Annotated in this window: 15 protein-coding genes; 4 read left to right on the top strand and 11 right to left on the bottom strand. The window is 66.3% G+C overall.

What is annotated here, in order from left to right:
• Positions 1-3: 3 nt before the first annotated feature.
• Complete coding sequence (locus tag BO1_RS60165) at positions 4-144, bottom strand: hypothetical protein (protein WP_167338328.1); 141 nt, start codon at positions 142-144, stop codon at positions 4-6.
• 1,046 nt (positions 145-1,190) lie between these two features.
• Between BO1_RS60165 and BO1_RS10620 the strand changes: the two genes are divergently transcribed.
• Positions 1,191-1,388: a hypothetical protein gene (locus BO1_RS10620; RefSeq protein WP_028217543.1), complete on the top strand. Its 198-nt coding sequence runs from the start codon at positions 1,191-1,193 to the stop codon at positions 1,386-1,388.
• A gap of 114 nt (positions 1,389-1,502) precedes the next feature.
• Entirely contained in the window at positions 1,503-3,023 is a 1,521-nt protein-coding gene (locus BO1_RS10625; RefSeq protein ID WP_028217544.1) for a carbohydrate porin, read from the top strand.
• Between the two features lie 47 nt (positions 3,024-3,070).
• Here the strand turns inward: BO1_RS10625 and BO1_RS10630 are convergent, their stop codons facing one another.
• From BO1_RS10630 to BO1_RS10660, 7 genes are all read right to left on the bottom strand, one after another.
• The gene (locus BO1_RS10630) at positions 3,071-3,268 is read right to left on the bottom strand and encodes a YXWGXW repeat-containing protein (RefSeq protein ID WP_084687882.1); all 198 of its coding nucleotides are present in this window, start codon (positions 3,266-3,268) and stop codon (positions 3,071-3,073) included.
• A gap of 107 nt (positions 3,269-3,375) precedes the next feature.
• Positions 3,376-4,524 (bottom strand): DUF1501 domain-containing protein, encoded by a 1,149-nt coding sequence (locus tag BO1_RS10635; RefSeq protein ID WP_028217546.1) that lies wholly within the window; start codon positions 4,522-4,524, stop codon positions 3,376-3,378.
• Between the two features lie 5 nt (positions 4,525-4,529).
• On the bottom strand, positions 4,530-6,050 hold the full coding sequence (locus BO1_RS10640) for a DUF1800 domain-containing protein (RefSeq protein ID WP_028217547.1): 1,521 nt from the start codon (positions 6,048-6,050) through the stop codon (positions 4,530-4,532).
• Positions 6,051-6,163: 113 nt separating this feature from the next.
• Positions 6,164-6,667, bottom strand: coding sequence for a periplasmic heavy metal sensor (locus tag BO1_RS10645; protein ID WP_028217548.1), 504 nt, complete (start codon positions 6,665-6,667; stop codon positions 6,164-6,166).
• Entirely contained in the window at positions 6,664-7,128 is a 465-nt protein-coding gene (locus BO1_RS10650; protein ID WP_028217549.1) for a hypothetical protein, read from the bottom strand. The genes BO1_RS10645 and BO1_RS10650 overlap by 4 nt, the downstream gene beginning before the upstream one ends.
• A complete protein-coding gene (locus BO1_RS10655; protein WP_028217550.1) occupies positions 7,125-7,685 on the bottom strand; it encodes an RNA polymerase sigma factor in 561 nt (186 codons plus the stop codon). Before BO1_RS10655 ends, BO1_RS10650 begins: the two co-directional genes overlap by 4 nt.
• 223 nt (positions 7,686-7,908) lie before the next feature.
• Complete coding sequence (locus tag BO1_RS10660; protein ID WP_028217551.1) at positions 7,909-8,208, bottom strand: YXWGXW repeat-containing protein; 300 nt, start codon at positions 8,206-8,208, stop codon at positions 7,909-7,911.
• 513 nt (positions 8,209-8,721) lie between these two features.
• Between BO1_RS10660 and BO1_RS10665 the strand changes: the two genes are divergently transcribed.
• A complete protein-coding gene (locus tag BO1_RS10665; RefSeq protein ID WP_028217552.1) occupies positions 8,722-9,882 on the top strand; it encodes a porin in 1,161 nt (386 codons plus the stop codon).
• Positions 9,883-10,068: 186 nt separating this feature from the next.
• On the opposite strand, the gene BO1_RS10670 is transcribed toward BO1_RS10665, so the two are convergent.
• Complete coding sequence (locus BO1_RS10670; protein WP_028217553.1) at positions 10,069-11,292, bottom strand: polysaccharide pyruvyl transferase family protein; 1,224 nt, start codon at positions 11,290-11,292, stop codon at positions 10,069-10,071.
• Between the two features lie 156 nt (positions 11,293-11,448).
• On the opposite strand from BO1_RS10670, the gene BO1_RS10675 reads away from it, so the two are divergent.
• Positions 11,449-11,844 carry a PPC domain-containing DNA-binding protein gene (locus BO1_RS10675; protein WP_028217554.1) on the top strand — a complete coding sequence of 132 codons (396 nt, stop codon included), beginning with the start codon at positions 11,449-11,451 and terminating at the stop codon, positions 11,842-11,844.
• A gap of 69 nt (positions 11,845-11,913) precedes the next feature.
• On the opposite strand, the gene BO1_RS10680 is transcribed toward BO1_RS10675, so the two are convergent.
• Together BO1_RS10680 and BO1_RS10690 are read right to left on the bottom strand one after the other, a co-directional pair.
• Positions 11,914-13,086, bottom strand: a complete 1,173-nt coding sequence (locus BO1_RS10680) for a porin (protein WP_028217555.1) — start codon at positions 13,084-13,086, stop codon at positions 11,914-11,916.
• A gap of 306 nt (positions 13,087-13,392) precedes the next feature.
• The gene (locus tag BO1_RS10690; protein ID WP_028217556.1) at positions 13,393-13,689 is read right to left on the bottom strand and encodes a YciI family protein; all 297 of its coding nucleotides are present in this window, start codon (positions 13,687-13,689) and stop codon (positions 13,393-13,395) included.
• Positions 13,690-13,712: the final 23 nt, after the last annotated feature.

The raw sequence follows: 13,712 nt of genomic DNA on the forward strand, positions 1-13,712 counted from the left end.
CGGTTACGAGAAGCGCTGCTTGACGCGTTGCCAGAGGCGGGCAGGCAAGCCCGGCACGTGTTCGTGCAAGGCGAGCAACCTTTCGTATTGGGCACGCGCCTCTTCGACATGAGGCAGTTTTGAAAGCAGGAGTGCGAATGACATGATGTTGCTCCGGGCGTCTGGCTCGACGCGTTCAATGAAAGCCAGCAGGCCCGGGTGGCCATGCGCGCTGCGTATGGCGGCGGGCGACTACTCGCTTTCCGTGTTCAGGAATGAATAAGTCAAAAGGGTCGGACGTAAGGGATAACTGTCACTATCCGGCATGGCGGCTCCTTCATGCGTCGTGCGCGTACGGGGCGTACACGCGTGTTGATCCACGCGCTCGCGCGCGGCGCCTTGTGCGAATGGGCGCGCACGAACGCAGTCGCGAGCGGATGCTCGCAACGCTTGCCGTGCGAACGCGCGAAAGCCGCGTCCATACGGCGCTAAATTGTGGGGTGCACGGGAAGTGTTGCTACGGCGCGCACCGTCTGCCTGCTGGCGAGACGGCGGCGGTGAGAAGGGCGCGCGGACGTCTTGCCGGTCAGGCAGCGAAACAGTTCGAAGATCGACTACTGCAGGTGTCCAAGGCGTAAGCCCCTTTCGTGAAGATTTCTAAATTCTAGGTAGCGCACGCGCGACGCGTCAACACGTTTTTGGAGGCGGAACAAAAAAACGTCGTGGCGTACAGGAAATTGAAAGGTAAGCTGGGTTGCTCTTGGGGTGCTCTATTGAAGCTTCTGGAAAGGTGCGCGAAAGCCCGTGGCGAGGCTGAGGAAGGGTGGACGATTGCACAGGAGACCTGTGTATTGCGACTGTCGCGAACGCGCCTCGTTGCAGAACATTCGAGCACATTGTGCAGGCGATCTTTTTGCTTGCGTTTTTTTGCAGAGGGCGAATACAATCCGCCCCGTCATTCCAAAAGGAGTCCCTCGTGGACACATGCTCTAGCAGTGGAAGTTCGATGCCGGCCTGCGCCGGCGTCACAACCGCGAGTTAGCCGCCGCAGGACCTCTTTCCTTCGCCGCTAACTCGCTGAGTCGGGTTAGCGCGCTTCTTTGCAGCACGCTCCCTCTGTTGAATCGTCCGTCGCAAGCCTGCTTGCGAGGCGTTCTCACGTCGTCGTTCGTCGCCCGTTTCATGCGGGCTGGACGGACGGAGGTGGGCTTATGTTCGTCAAAACATTCGTTACGTACTTTCTCGGCACGGCGCCGCTGCCCGCGCGTGCCGGTAATTCGCCGCTGCCCTCGGGCGGCATGGTGCTGGCCCTCGTCGCTATGGCCATCGCATTGGCCGCGGTGCTGTGTGCGTCGTCCGCCGCGAGCGGGATCGATCGCGCCATGCGCCTGAGCTGGTGGTTCTCGTAAAGAGATCGTCGCATTACTCCGCCATCCTTGTAGACGGCCCGAATTCCAGCTCGCCTCGCGCGATTTCCCGCAATCGTCCCGGTATTCGCGCCGGGAAAAAACGCCTCAATCATCATGAGAAAAACATTGAAAGGCTCGCCGTCGTTCGCCCGTTCGCCCCTCGGCCTCGCCGTCCTGCTTGCGCTTGGTCTGGCGCCGGCTGCCCACGCACAGACGAGCGCCACGCCCGATGCGGCACAGGCCGCGCCCGCGCCACAGGCGCAAGAAGCCGCACCGGCCGCGCCGGCAGCACAACAAGCGGCGCCGGCGGCGCAAGGCGCCGACGCGGCGCCCGCGCCCACGGGCTTGTGGGACCGCGCGACGCTGTTTGGCGACATGGGCGGACTGCGCCCCTGGCTCGGCGCGCGCGGCATTACGTTTGGCCTGCAGGAGACGAGCGAGTATCTGAACAATCTCTCGGGCGGCACGCATCGCGGCGGCGCCTATGACGGGGTCACCGAAATGAGCCTCGGCCTCGATACGCAAAAGGCGTTTGGTCTGCCCGGCGGCATCTTCAACGTTTCGGCGTTTCAGATTCACGGCACGAATCTCACGCAGCGCAATTTGCAGACGCTGCAAACCGCGACCGGCATCGAAGCGGACGCCACGACGCGCCTCTGGGAACTCTGGTATCAGCAGAGCTTCGCGGGCGGCAAGGCGGACGTGAAGATCGGTCAGCAGAGCCTCGACCAGGAATTCATGGTGAGCCAGTACGCGGGCACGTTCATGAACGCCACGTTCGGCTGGCCCGTGCTGCCCTCCACCGACATGCCGGCGGGCGGCCCGGCGTATCCGCTTTCCTCACTGGGCGCGCGCCTGCGCGTGACGCCGTCCGACTCGTGGACCGTGCTGGCGGGCGTGTTCGACGGCAATCCGGCTGGCAACGGCGTGGGCGATCCGCAGAAGCTCAATGCGAGCGGCACGAACTTCAATCTGCACGACAGCGCGCTTTTCATCGGCGAAGTGCAGTATGCGCTCAACCCGGCGCCGTCGAATCCGGCCGATGCGAAGAATGCAGGATTGCCTGGCACTTACAAGCTGGGTTTCTGGTACAACACGGGCCGCTTCGACGACCAGCGCTACGACAATACTGGTTTGTCGCTCGCGAATCCGGCGAGTACGGGTGTGCCGCAGTCGCATCGCGGCGACTATAGCTTCTACGCGGTCGCGGACCAGATGGTGTGGCGCCCGAGCGCGGACAGCCCGCAATCACTGGGCGTGTTCGCGCGCGTGATGGGCGCGCCAGGCGACCGCAATCTCGTCGATCTCGCCGTGAATGCGGGCGTGACGCTGAAGGCGCCGTTCAAGGGACGCGACAACGATACGGTGGGACTCGCGGTGGGCTACGCCAAGATCGGTTCGCACGCCCAGGATCTCGCAAGCGACACCGCAACGTATACGCCCGGTTATCCGTCGCGCAGCTCGGAGACCGTGCTGGAGGCAACGTACCAGTATCAGATCGCGCCGTGGTGGCAGGTGCAGGCCGACTTTCAGTACTTCTTCAGACCGTCGGGCGGTATTCCTGACCCGCAGAACGTCACGCAGCGCGTGGGAGACGAAGCGGTCGTGGGCGTGAGAACGACGATTGCCTTCTGATGGTGGAAACGCGCGGTGCGGGCGCACCGCGCCTGGTGGCCGCGTGCTTACCAGCCGGCCCAGTGCCCGGGAACCCAGGCCCAATGGTTGCCTTCCCAGCGGTAGTGACCCTTCACCCAGTGATAGCCGGGCGCCGGCGCGGGTGGCACGACTTCGACGCGCGGCGGCGGCTCGGGCGGCCGCGCGGGCTCCACCACGCACGCCGAAAGCAGGGCCGTGCCGGTGAGCAGGGCGGCGAGAAGCATCGGCTTCGTTTTCACGATTGAGTTCCTCCTTGATTTACGGATTTATGTTTCGTTGATCGGCATATTGGTCTTCTCGCGCCAGATCATCCGTAATCCTTATTGTTCATTCAGGTTCGAATCAGCCCGGTAACCGGCTGCTGCGCACCCGCTTGCGCGAACAGCACGGCAGCCGTGCGCTGCGGGTCGAGTTGCAGGCTTTCGGCGGCGGCGCCCGCGATCAGTGCGTCCAGCGAGGCGGTGGGCTTGAGGTCGCGCTGCTCGTAGAGATCGGCGGGGCGCAGGCCCGGCCAGTCGGCGATCACACGCCCGCCCGCCACGGCGCCGCCCGCGAGCATCGCCACCGAGGCCTGGCCGTGGTCAGTGCCGCCCGTGCCATTGGCGGCCGCCGTGCGGCCGAACTCCGTTGCCACGAGTACGGTGGTCTTGTCCCACGCGGGGCCGAGGTTGTCGCGCAGCGAGGCGAGCATCGTGTCGAGCGCCTTGAGCTGATTCGCGAGCCGCGCGTTCTGCGCGCTGTGCGTGTCCCAGCCGCCGGTCTCGATCATCGCGATGCGTGGGCCATCCGCGCGCGCGAGGAATTGCGCCGCGAGCTTGCCGAGGCTGGCCGGATCCTGATGCGCGCTCACGTCGCCGGCTAGCCCGCGCGCGTTCATTGCCGAAGCCCAGAGGCCGTGCAATTGCGCATCGCCTTCATAGAGCGCGGAGACGCGCGTGAGCAGATCGTCGGACGCGGCGGGCAGCGCGGAGGGTGCATACGACGTCGCGCGCGCCGTGCCGCGCAGCGCGAGCGGCACGGTGGGCGCGAGTGCGATGGCGTTCTCGCGCGTGGCGCCCACGAGCCCGACGAGCCGGTTGAGCCAGCCGTCCTTCACCTGGTACGGCGCGCTGCCGCCCGTCTCCAGCACGTTCTGGCCGTCGAAGTGCGAGCGGTCGCGATACGGCGAGGCCACCGCATGCACGAAGAGCGCCTGGCCGCCGTGGTACATCTGCGCCATTTGCACGAGCGACGGGTGCAGCGCGAAGGTGCCATTCAGCTTCGCCGCGTTCGCGGTGTCGATCGCGAGCGGTCCGCGCAGGCTCGCGTAAGCGGGCTCCGCATAAGGGACGACGATGTTGAGGCCATCGGCGGCGCCGCGCTGAATGACGAAGACGAAGCGGCGGTCGGTGGCCGCGCTCGCGAACACGATCTGCGGCGCGACGAGCATCGCGCCCGCGCCGGCGGCGGCGACGCGCAGGAATTGGCGGCGGGAGAGCATGCCGGTTACCTCCTCAGGAAATCGGGCGAGACGAGCAGCAGCGCGATGGCCGTTGGCGCGCTCTCGGCGTGCGAGACCGCCGTGGCCGTTGCCGGGCTGAGCGTGCCGGGCAGCACGGTGGGGCCGAGCGTGCGCGGATCGAGCCGGTCGCCCACGCGCGCCGCAAAGCGTTGCGCGACCTCCACACGGCGCACCAGCGCATCGGGCGCGGCCCAGCTCGCGGCGATATCGTCGTAGCCGGCGGGCGAGCCCGGGCGCCAGATCGGCTGGCCCAGTTGCGTGAGCAGCGGCGCGGCGTTCAGGTCGCCGCGCTCGCGCCAGCCGAGCGCGCGCATCGAGGACACGGTCCATTCCCATGGCGTCTTGAACTTCACGTCGGCGTCGTTCCATGCCAGAGGCGATTCCACCAGCGCGCGATAGACCGTGGGCAAATCGCCATCGCTTTGCTCGAAGGCCTGCGCGAGGCGCTCGGTGAGCGCGGGCGGCGGATTATCGGCGACGAAGTGGCGCGCGAGCTGGAACGCGATATGGCGGCTCGTGGCGGGGGCGTGGGCGAGGTCGTGCAGGATCGCGAGCGCCTGTTCTTCACCCGCTTCGTCGTAGCGGCGGCCCATCACCGTGCGTGCGCCCGGTTCGTGCAGCGCGGGCCGGAAGATGAAGGCGCCGGGCGTCGCTACGCCGGGCGATGCGTTGCCCGGCTGCGGCCCGCGTACGCCGGCCACGCTCCAGCCCGTGAGCGCGCGCGCGAATTCGGTGACGTCGTCCTGGCTGTAGCCGCTGCGCACGCCAAGCGTGTGCAGCTCCATGATCTCGCGTGCGAGGTTCTCGTTGAGGCCGCGCTTGTGCGCGGGATCGTTCTGATCGGCGCGCAGCGCGGCGCGGCTGTCGGGGCCGACCGAACGCACCTGATCGAGAAAGATCTGCATCGCGGCATGCTGCTCGACGGCGACCAGCATGTCTTCGAAACGGCCGAGCACGTGCGGGCGGATCGCTTCCATCTCGAACGACCCCGCGAGGCCGGCCAGTGCCGCCTTGTCGACGGATACCGCAAAGTGGTTCGACCAGAAGTGCACGAGGCGCTCGACGAACGGTGTTTCGGTATCCAAAGCACTGGTGAGGCGGGCGTTCACCGCACTGCGATAGATCTCGACCCCCTCGAGGCGAATCGCGCGGTTGGTGGCCTGGCGGGTGGCCTGCCGGGCCGCTTGAGGTGAGGCCGCGTTCGGCGGCGTCTGGCTTGCGCCGCCGTCGTTTGCGGCATTCATGTCTCGGGAGCCAGGCGTGCCATTCGTGCCGCTGGCGGCCGCGCCGTCCGCCATGCGCTGCTGGCGCTCCTCGCCAAAGCGCGTCGTAATGGCGACCGCGCCAGGCTCGCCGCGCCATGCAGCAGGCAGCGGCTCGTAGTGGGCGAACTGGTCGAGCAGCCAGCGCGGCGGGTCGGCAGGGGGCGTCTCGTCGGCGCGTGCGCCAAGGCCGAAGCGATTCATCGCGATCGCGCCCGCGCGAGCGGTTGGCAGGCTTTCCATGCGCTGTCCTCTTTGCGTTGCGTATTTCCCTTAAACGCACCTCGCGCATCGATCCGTCGCTGCCGCGCAAAATTTCTTTTAGCCGCTTGTTACGGCTTGTTTCGTTGTCGCGCTCATTGCGCCTCGCTCGCCGTTTGCGGTGGAGTTTTGCGCTGCTTCGGCGGCAGACGCCATTGACCGCTGCGCTCGAGCCCCTGGGCAAACTTCGCGCGCTCCTCGGGCGTGAGCGTGGCGGCATAGTCGGCAACGGCGCTTTCCACCTGGGTCCGCATGGCGAGGTCGGCTTCGCGCGTGTGCGCGAGCGCGGCGTCGAGCGCGGGCCGGTCGATCTGCGGCGCGGCCAGCAGATCGAGCACCTGGCGGCGGTCATCGCGGCCCGCGCGCGCGTATTCGCGGCCTTCGCGCCGCGCCGCCTTGAGCGCGTCGAGGAACTGCTGCTGGCGCTCGGGCGCGAGTTCGTCGGTGGCGAAGCGCAGCGCCGTGCGTTGCGCTTGCAGCGCCTGCGCCGTGCCGTGCACGGCGAACCAGCGCCAGGCGCCGCCCGCAATCGCGCCGAGCAGGAACACGTTGAGCAGCACCGAGCCCACGATCAGCGCTTTCCAGCAGCGTCCGTTCATTCGTCGCCCCACTCGTCGATCGAGCCGTCGAAGCTCGTGCTCATCCACGAGGGGCTCTCGTGCGCGGCGTCATGGCCCGAGTCGCTTGCCGAAGGCGGCGGATTGCCGAGCAGCACGAGCGACATGGTCAGCGCACCGGCGAGCGCGCCCGCGAGTCCGGCGCCCGCGAACGCCGCGCCGGACCACCAGAACAGGCGCCGCTTCGAAGGCGCCTTGTGCACCGGCACCGGCGCAGGCGCGGGCGCGAGCGCGACGATCTGCTCGACGAGCGCGCGCGAGGGTGGCGCGATCATGTCGCGCGCGAGCCAGGCGTCGAGCGCCAGGGCCTCTTCTAGCACCGCATCGGCTTCGCTGCGGTGCGCGCGCGCCCAGGCGAGCGCGTCGGCGCGTTCGTGCTCGGGCCAGCGGCGCGGATCGGCGCCATAGGCTTCGACAAGCGTGTGGAATCGTTCAGGTGTCATACGGAGTCCTTACCGGCCTCTTCGCCGGCCAGTTGTGCGCGCAGGGTGCGGCGGGCGCGCGCCAGCAGACTTTCGAGTGCGTCGACCGAGATGCCCATCAGGCCGGCCGCTTCCAGGTTCGAAAGCTCCTGGTAATAGGTGAGCACGAGCGCTTCGCGCTGCCGCACGGGCAACGCGGCCAGCGCGGCACGTACGCGCTCATCGCGCGTGCGCGCCTCGAGTTGCTGCTCGGGCGCCGCCGCGGGATCGGCTTCGTCGGGCAGCGTCTCGGCGGGCGCCTCGCGGCGGCCGCGCAGGCGGTCGTAGCAGAGATTGAGCGCGACGCGGTGCAGCCACGTGTCGAACTTCGCCTCGCCGGTGCGCCAATGCGGCGCCTGCTTCCAGATGCGCACGAACGCCTCCTGGGCCACGTCTTCGGCCTCCATGCGGTCGCCGAGCATGCGGGTGGCGAGCGCGATGAGCCGCGGCAGCTTGTGCAGGACGAGCGTGCGTACCGCGCCGGCGTCACGCGCGCCCACGCGCGCGACGAGGTCCGCGTCGGGATCGCGCTCGCTCAAGGCACCACACCGTGCTGGCGCGCCTGGACCGCGTGCGTCTGCGCACGTGCTTGCGGCAATGCTCGAGCCGGTGCTCTCCGCCGTGTCCGCTGCGGGCTTTGGCCTCTCGTCGAGCGCGCAGCCGTTGTGTGCGAGCGCAGCGGCTCGTGCCGCGCGAGTCTCATCGTCGTTCTCTCCCAGGGCCGGTTCGCGAGCGTTCAATATATATGACACGGCGCCGGCTTCAGGCCCAATGCCCCGGCACCCAGCGCCAGTTCGGACCGCGCGCTACCCAGTGCCCCGGCACCCAGCGGTAGCCGCGGCGCACGGGCTGCCAGTGGCCCGGCGCCCAGATATAGGCACCGCGTTCCCAGCGCCAGTGACCCGGGTCCCACACGTAGCCGGCTCGCGGCGGCGGCATGACTTCCGCACGCGGCGGAGGCGGCGCCTGCGGCGCGATGATGACGGTCTGTGCAAATGCACACGTGCCGGCGAGCGTCAGCACGACGGCGGCGAGGAGCGTTTGAAGCGGCTTGCGAGGCATGGAAACTCTCCCGTTGTTCGTGGCGGGCGCGTGGCCCTCATGCGTATTGAACGGGACAGTGACGCAAATCCGTCGCGAGGAGACGAAATTTTTCAGGTGACATTTCTCGCGCCGCGCGCGCCGACGCCACAAATAGCAATATGCATGACTGACGCCGCATTTATGCCGCTCTTGTTTCGCTTTCGCGCATTAACAAGAACAGAGCTCCAACATACGGGTCAGGTCATATTTAAAGTGAATTCCACAATAATCAAATTCACTGACTTGACAACGGCGTCGCGTGATTGCCACACGTCCATGACATTCCGATGACGGGGCCAGGGTGGAATTTTCCTTTCCACACAAGGTTTTAAGTCCGGATATCTCGATACTTCCATATTCTGCAATGGTCTGTTCCACGGCGTGAATAGCCCGTTCCCAACGCATTGGCACTTAAACTTCGCTCCGAGATTGCCGGGGTGGTTCCAGTACCCGGGCCACTTCAGCGCGGTCTGAATGTCATATAGGAAAGTCATGAAGAACACTTTGATCATCGCGGGCGTCCTGAGCGCGTTCGCAGTTTCGGCTCACGCACAAAGCAGCGTCACTCTGTACGGTTCGCTGGATGCGGGTATCGTCTACGCGAACAACGCGGGCGGCCACGCAGCATGGAACCAGGGCAGCGGCGCCCTCTCCAACACGTACTTCGGCCTGAAGGGCAGCGAAGACCTGGGCGGCGGTCTGCATGCGATCTTCAAGCTGGAAAACGGTTTCAACCTGAACAACGGCCGTGACACCGAATCCAACACGATGTTCAACCGTCAAGCGTACGTCGGTCTGCAAAGCGACCAGTACGGCGCACTGACGCTGGGCCGCCAGTACGATTCGATGGTCGACTACCTGTCGCCGCTGTCGGAAGCAGGCGCGGGCTACGGCAACAACCTGGCCGCTCACCCGTTCGACAACGACAACCTCGACGAGTCGTTCTCGATCAAGAACGCGGTCAAGTACCAGAGCGCCAACTATGCCGGCTTCAAGTTCGGCGGCCTGTACGGCTTCAGCAACGACGCTGGCCAGTTCGCGAACAACCGCGCATGGAGCGCTGGCGCATCGTACAGCAACGGCCCGCTGAACGTCGCGGCTGCTTACCTGCAGATGAACAACTCGAGCACGAACAGCAACCCCAACGGCGCGAACTCGGCAGGCAATGGCAACAACTTCAACCTGTCGGCGCAAACGCAGCGCACCTTCGGTGCAGGCGCGAACTACACGTACGGCCCGGCAACGGTCGGCTTCGTGTGGACCCACACGCAATACCAGGGCTTGATCGCTGGCGGCCAGGGCGGCGACACGCAAATCGTGTTCACGCAACCGAACACGAACCTGCACCTCGACAACTTCGAGCTGAACGGCACCTACGCGCTCACGCCGGCTCTGAGCCTGAACGCCGCGTACACGTTCACGGACGGCAAGCTCACGAGCAACGCTGGCTCGTCTGATCCGAAGTGGCACACGGTTTCGCTGCAAGCCGACTACTCGCTCTCGAAGCGCACCGACGTCTACGTCGAAGGCGTCTACCAGCACGCTTCGGGCTCGCTGAACGGCGTGTCGAACGTTGCCATGATCAACACGCTGTCGCCGTCGACCACGCCGAACCAGGTCGCCGCAACGGTGGGTCTGCGTCACCGCTTCTAATCGAAGCCCGATCGTCTGATCGGAAGCGGGAAATTGCGGGTAGCGGATCGGCCGGTCCGCTCCCGCGTTTTCCGGCAATGCATGGCCGGCCCGCCGTGCGAAATGCGCTCACGAGGCGCGTTTCGCCGGCGGGCCGGTTGCTTTTTGTGCGCCCGATTTACGGGGTTGATTCGTTTGTTCTGCGAATTACCCGGCGAGGACATAGAGCGGCACGAACGCCGCGCGGTAGCGGCGTACGAGATCGTCGGCCGTGTGCCGCAATAGTGCCGTGTCGGCATCCAGCGCGGCGTCCATCGCCCCGGCAATCTCGTGCACGCTTGCCGTTGCGGCAATTTCCGCGGGCTCCCACGTCGAGGCGAATGCGGCCTGCTTGGGCGGCTGTAGCGCTTGCTGCGCGTGAACGATATTGATGCGAGGCCTCGCGAACGCCATGGCGACGATCCTGCCGTGCAGGCTGCTGCCGCAATAAATGCGGCTGCGCGCAATCAGCGCGCAAATATCCCAAACATCGAGCGAAGCGATAATCATGAGGCGCGTGCCCTTGATGCGTGCGCCAAGGCGGCGGTAGGTGTCGAGATCGTCGTGCCAGGGCGCGGCACCCGCGCGAAACAGCACGATGCCGAGCCCTTGCGTGCGCGCCACGCGTGCTATTTCGCGAGCGAGCACGTCCAGTGTGGCGTCGTCGCCGAAACTCGCGTCGAACTGGATGGCCGCGTAGCCCTGTGGAAACGCGCGCGTGACGGCTCGCATGGCATCTTGCGCGACGCGCTGCCGAATCCGCGCGCCGAACAGTTCCGCCACCATGACGGCGGGATCGGGCACGAGCTGGGCGTCGATGCCGTGCGTACGCAGTTGAGCCTGAGTTTGCCGGTCGCGCACGCTCAGATGATCGGCCATCCTGAGTTTTTCCAGCACCTCATCGCGCAACGGCGCGTCACGCCGATCGAGACCCGCGCCGCCCACCGCGTGGAAGCAGAGTGTTTCGATCCGCGCTTGCGTGAGCGCGGTTTTCGAAAGCACGTAAGGCGCGCGCGCAGCCATGCCTACATGGGCCTGCGCCCACGCCAGAGGATCGTCCTTCCATGCCTGCTCCTGGGCGATTAACGCCTGCGCGCGCTCGGGCGGCGCGAGCATGACCGCGGCTTCCCATGCATCGCAGGTCAGCAGTTCGCCGCCCACATGGATGACGTTGAGCGCCACGCCGCGAGCGCCAGCGGCAAGCGCGCCGAACGCGCGTACGGCGTGCCCGCCGCAGGCGCGCAAATCGCGCGTCGCGAGCCCAGCGTGAGACACGGCGCGCGGCGCGAGCATGCGCTCCAGCACATGCGGAAACAGCAGATCGCCGAAATTGTGACGGTCGAACGCGCCGAACAGAACCGTGCGCGCCGGCGCATCAGGTTGAGGTGGCATGAGCGAGCCCCGGATCATGGCGGCGGACACACACGGCCCGCACGATGTCGATACTACCGCGTCGAACGTGGCGAGACCGTGTCTTGCCACGCGCATTGCGGGCGGCCGCGAACGGGCTTAATCTGTGGTGCCGCAACCCTTGCTGGAGCTGCTCTCATGCATGCGCTACCCCTCAGGCTGTCTCCCGGCGACGATCTGCGCGACGCGCTCGGTGCCGTGCTCGCCGAACATGGCGTCGCGGCAGGGTATGTCGTTCAGGGGATCGGCAGCCTGAGTGCGGTTGAATTGCGCTTCGCGGGCGTCGATACGCCCGCATCCTTGCGCGGCGATTACGAAATCCTCACGCTGGCAGGTTCGCTGTCACCGGACGGCGCGCATCTGCATGCGAGCGTGTCCGACGCGCAAGGCCGTGTGCTCGGCGGGCACGTGGCGCGTGGCTGCATCGTGCGCACGACGGCCGAAGTCCTGCTCATGCTGCTGCCCGAGTACCGTTTTTCTCGCGAGCACGATGCACGCTCGGGTTTCGCGGAACTCTTCGTGCGCCACACGTAAACAACGCCGCGGCGGCGCACCCGGCCGATGACCGGGCGCGCCGCCGCGCGCGTGCAGGGGCGTGACGCGTCAGAACTTCACGCGCATGCCTGCCGCGACCACGGCCTGCGTGTTGCTCGACGAAGCCGCGAGGTTATAGATCGAGGCATTGCCCAGCACCGCAATGCCGTTCGCGCCCGAGACGCGCTGATAGACGCCTTCGAGATACAGGTCGGTGCGGCGGCTGAGCGCGTAGTCGGCTTGCAGCATGAACTGGTTCCAGTGCGGCGACGCATTGCCGGCCGCCTGGCTCAACGAACCGTCGGTATAGACATACGAGCCGCCCAGGCTGAATTGCGGCGTGAGCTGGTAGCGCCCGTTCACCTCATAGTTGTTGAACGTGAGGTAGTTGGCGCTGAACGCATTGAGCGAGCCGCCCTGCATGATCTGCGTGGGCGAGGCGATCATCGTGCGCGTGAACACGAGGCCGACCTTCGCCGCGCCGATCGTGTAGCTGCCGCCTGCGCCCAGCGTGCGCGTGCGTGCGGAGACGAACATCGGGTCGTTGTCGGTGCCGCTACCCGCGGAGAGCGCGCCGCCCGTGGTCGTGCCCGGCTCGTTGCCCTGGAAGTAGGCCACGGCGAGGTTGATCGGGCCGCCGTTCCACGACGCGCCGAAGGTGTACGCGTTGTTGTCCGAGAAGCCGCCGGCGAGATTGCTGAACGCGTAGGCCGCCTCGGCCTGGAAGCCCGCGTAAGTCGCGCTGCGGAACTTCACGGCGTTGTTCATGCGCACGTCGTTGTTGAGGTTGTCGTTGTCGAACGGGTGATCGGCAATGTTGCCGCCGAAACCGGAGCCCGTGGCCGACATCGGCGCGATCATGTCCACGAGGGCATCGTACTGGCGGCCCAGCGTGAGCGAGCCGTACTGGTCGCTCGCGAGGCCCACCCATGCCTGGCGGCCGAACAGATAGCCGCCGTTCGAACCCTTGCCGTTCGCGACGTTAAAGCCGTTCTCGAGCTGGAAGATCGCCTTGAGGCCGCCGCCCAGGTCCTCGGCGCCGCGCAGGCCCCAGCGGCTCGTGCTGACGTTGCCCGACTGCACGCCCCACGAGGTGCCGTGGCCCGCCGACGACTTCTGGTTGCTGATGTAGTCGAGCCCGGCGTCGACCGTGCCGTACAGCGTGACGCTGCTCTGGGCGTGCGCCATCGACGACGCGGCCACCGTGGCGAGGGCGAGAGTATTCAACAACGCTTTTTTCATTTCGATTCCGTTAGAGAAAGGTCAACCATCGTGCGCTGGGACGGGCGTGTGGTTAGTAGTCCGATGCGCAGTATTTCCGGCTATGCGGCGGGAATCGAGAATTTAAGGATGTGTAATGACAGGTCCGTGTCGGAAACGGCCCGAAAAATGAAACTTGTTTTAGTTTTCTGATGCGAAAATTTCAGGCATGCGCGCGCAGGACATGCGCGCGGTGCGGGCCGCGGGTCAACAGGGGGGAAAAGGGGAGTGCGCCGCTCAAGCGGCCCGCGCGTTCTCGCATGGCTTGAGCGACGCGGGCGCGCGTGCTCAGAGATAGCACATGCCGTCCACGTAGGCCTTGCGCCAGCGGACGATGCTCACGCGCTCGAAGAGCTCCGCGAGCGAGAAGGGGTCTTCGGCGATGAAGCGCTCGGCCGCTTCGCGCGTGTCCAGGTCGACGATATAGACGCCGCCGCCTGCGGTCGACCCGTCGTCGTTGAGCTTGGCGCCGCAGGCGAGCAGCAGCCGCTTGTGCTTCTCGAGAAAGGCCAGGTGCGCGGCGCGCTCTCGCGCGCGCACGTGGGCGTGGTCCGGTTTGTCGAAGGTTTCGATCAGAAATGGCATAGGGCGCGCTCCACTCAGCTCTG

The sequence above is a fragment of the Paraburkholderia oxyphila NBRC 105797 genome, from assembly GCF_000685075.1.
GTDB lineage: Bacteria > Pseudomonadota > Gammaproteobacteria > Burkholderiales > Burkholderiaceae > Paraburkholderia > Paraburkholderia oxyphila.

What these genes read in the sequence shown, in the direction of transcription:
- BO1_RS60165 (WP_167338328.1), bottom strand. Translation starts at nt 144, where the DNA reads ATGTCATTCGCACTCCTGCTTTCAAAACTGCCTCATGTCGAAGAGGCG.
- BO1_RS10620 (WP_028217543.1), top strand. Translation starts at nt 1,191, where the DNA reads ATGTTCGTCAAAACATTCGTTACGTACTTTCTCGGCACGGCGCCGCTG.
- BO1_RS10625 (WP_028217544.1), top strand. Translation starts at nt 1,503, where the DNA reads ATGAGAAAAACATTGAAAGGCTCGCCGTCGTTCGCCCGTTCGCCCCTC.
- BO1_RS10630 (WP_084687882.1), bottom strand. Translation starts at nt 3,268, where the DNA reads ATGCTTCTCGCCGCCCTGCTCACCGGCACGGCCCTGCTTTCGGCGTGC.
- BO1_RS10635 (WP_028217546.1), bottom strand. Translation starts at nt 4,524, where the DNA reads ATGCTCTCCCGCCGCCAATTCCTGCGCGTCGCCGCCGCCGGCGCGGGC.
- BO1_RS10640 (WP_028217547.1), bottom strand. Translation starts at nt 6,050, where the DNA reads ATGGAAAGCCTGCCAACCGCTCGCGCGGGCGCGATCGCGATGAATCGC.
- BO1_RS10645 (WP_028217548.1), bottom strand. Translation starts at nt 6,667, where the DNA reads ATGAACGGACGCTGCTGGAAAGCGCTGATCGTGGGCTCGGTGCTGCTC.
- BO1_RS10650 (WP_028217549.1), bottom strand. Translation starts at nt 7,128, where the DNA reads ATGACACCTGAACGATTCCACACGCTTGTCGAAGCCTATGGCGCCGAT.
- BO1_RS10660 (WP_028217551.1), bottom strand. Translation starts at nt 8,208, where the DNA reads ATGCCTCGCAAGCCGCTTCAAACGCTCCTCGCCGCCGTCGTGCTGACG.
- BO1_RS10665 (WP_028217552.1), top strand. Translation starts at nt 8,722, where the DNA reads ATGAAGAACACTTTGATCATCGCGGGCGTCCTGAGCGCGTTCGCAGTT.
- BO1_RS10670 (WP_028217553.1), bottom strand. Translation starts at nt 11,292, where the DNA reads ATGCCACCTCAACCTGATGCGCCGGCGCGCACGGTTCTGTTCGGCGCG.
- BO1_RS10675 (WP_028217554.1), top strand. Translation starts at nt 11,449, where the DNA reads ATGCATGCGCTACCCCTCAGGCTGTCTCCCGGCGACGATCTGCGCGAC.
- BO1_RS10680 (WP_028217555.1), bottom strand. Translation starts at nt 13,086, where the DNA reads ATGAAAAAAGCGTTGTTGAATACTCTCGCCCTCGCCACGGTGGCCGCG.
- BO1_RS10690 (WP_028217556.1), bottom strand. Translation starts at nt 13,689, where the DNA reads ATGCCATTTCTGATCGAAACCTTCGACAAACCGGACCACGCCCACGTG.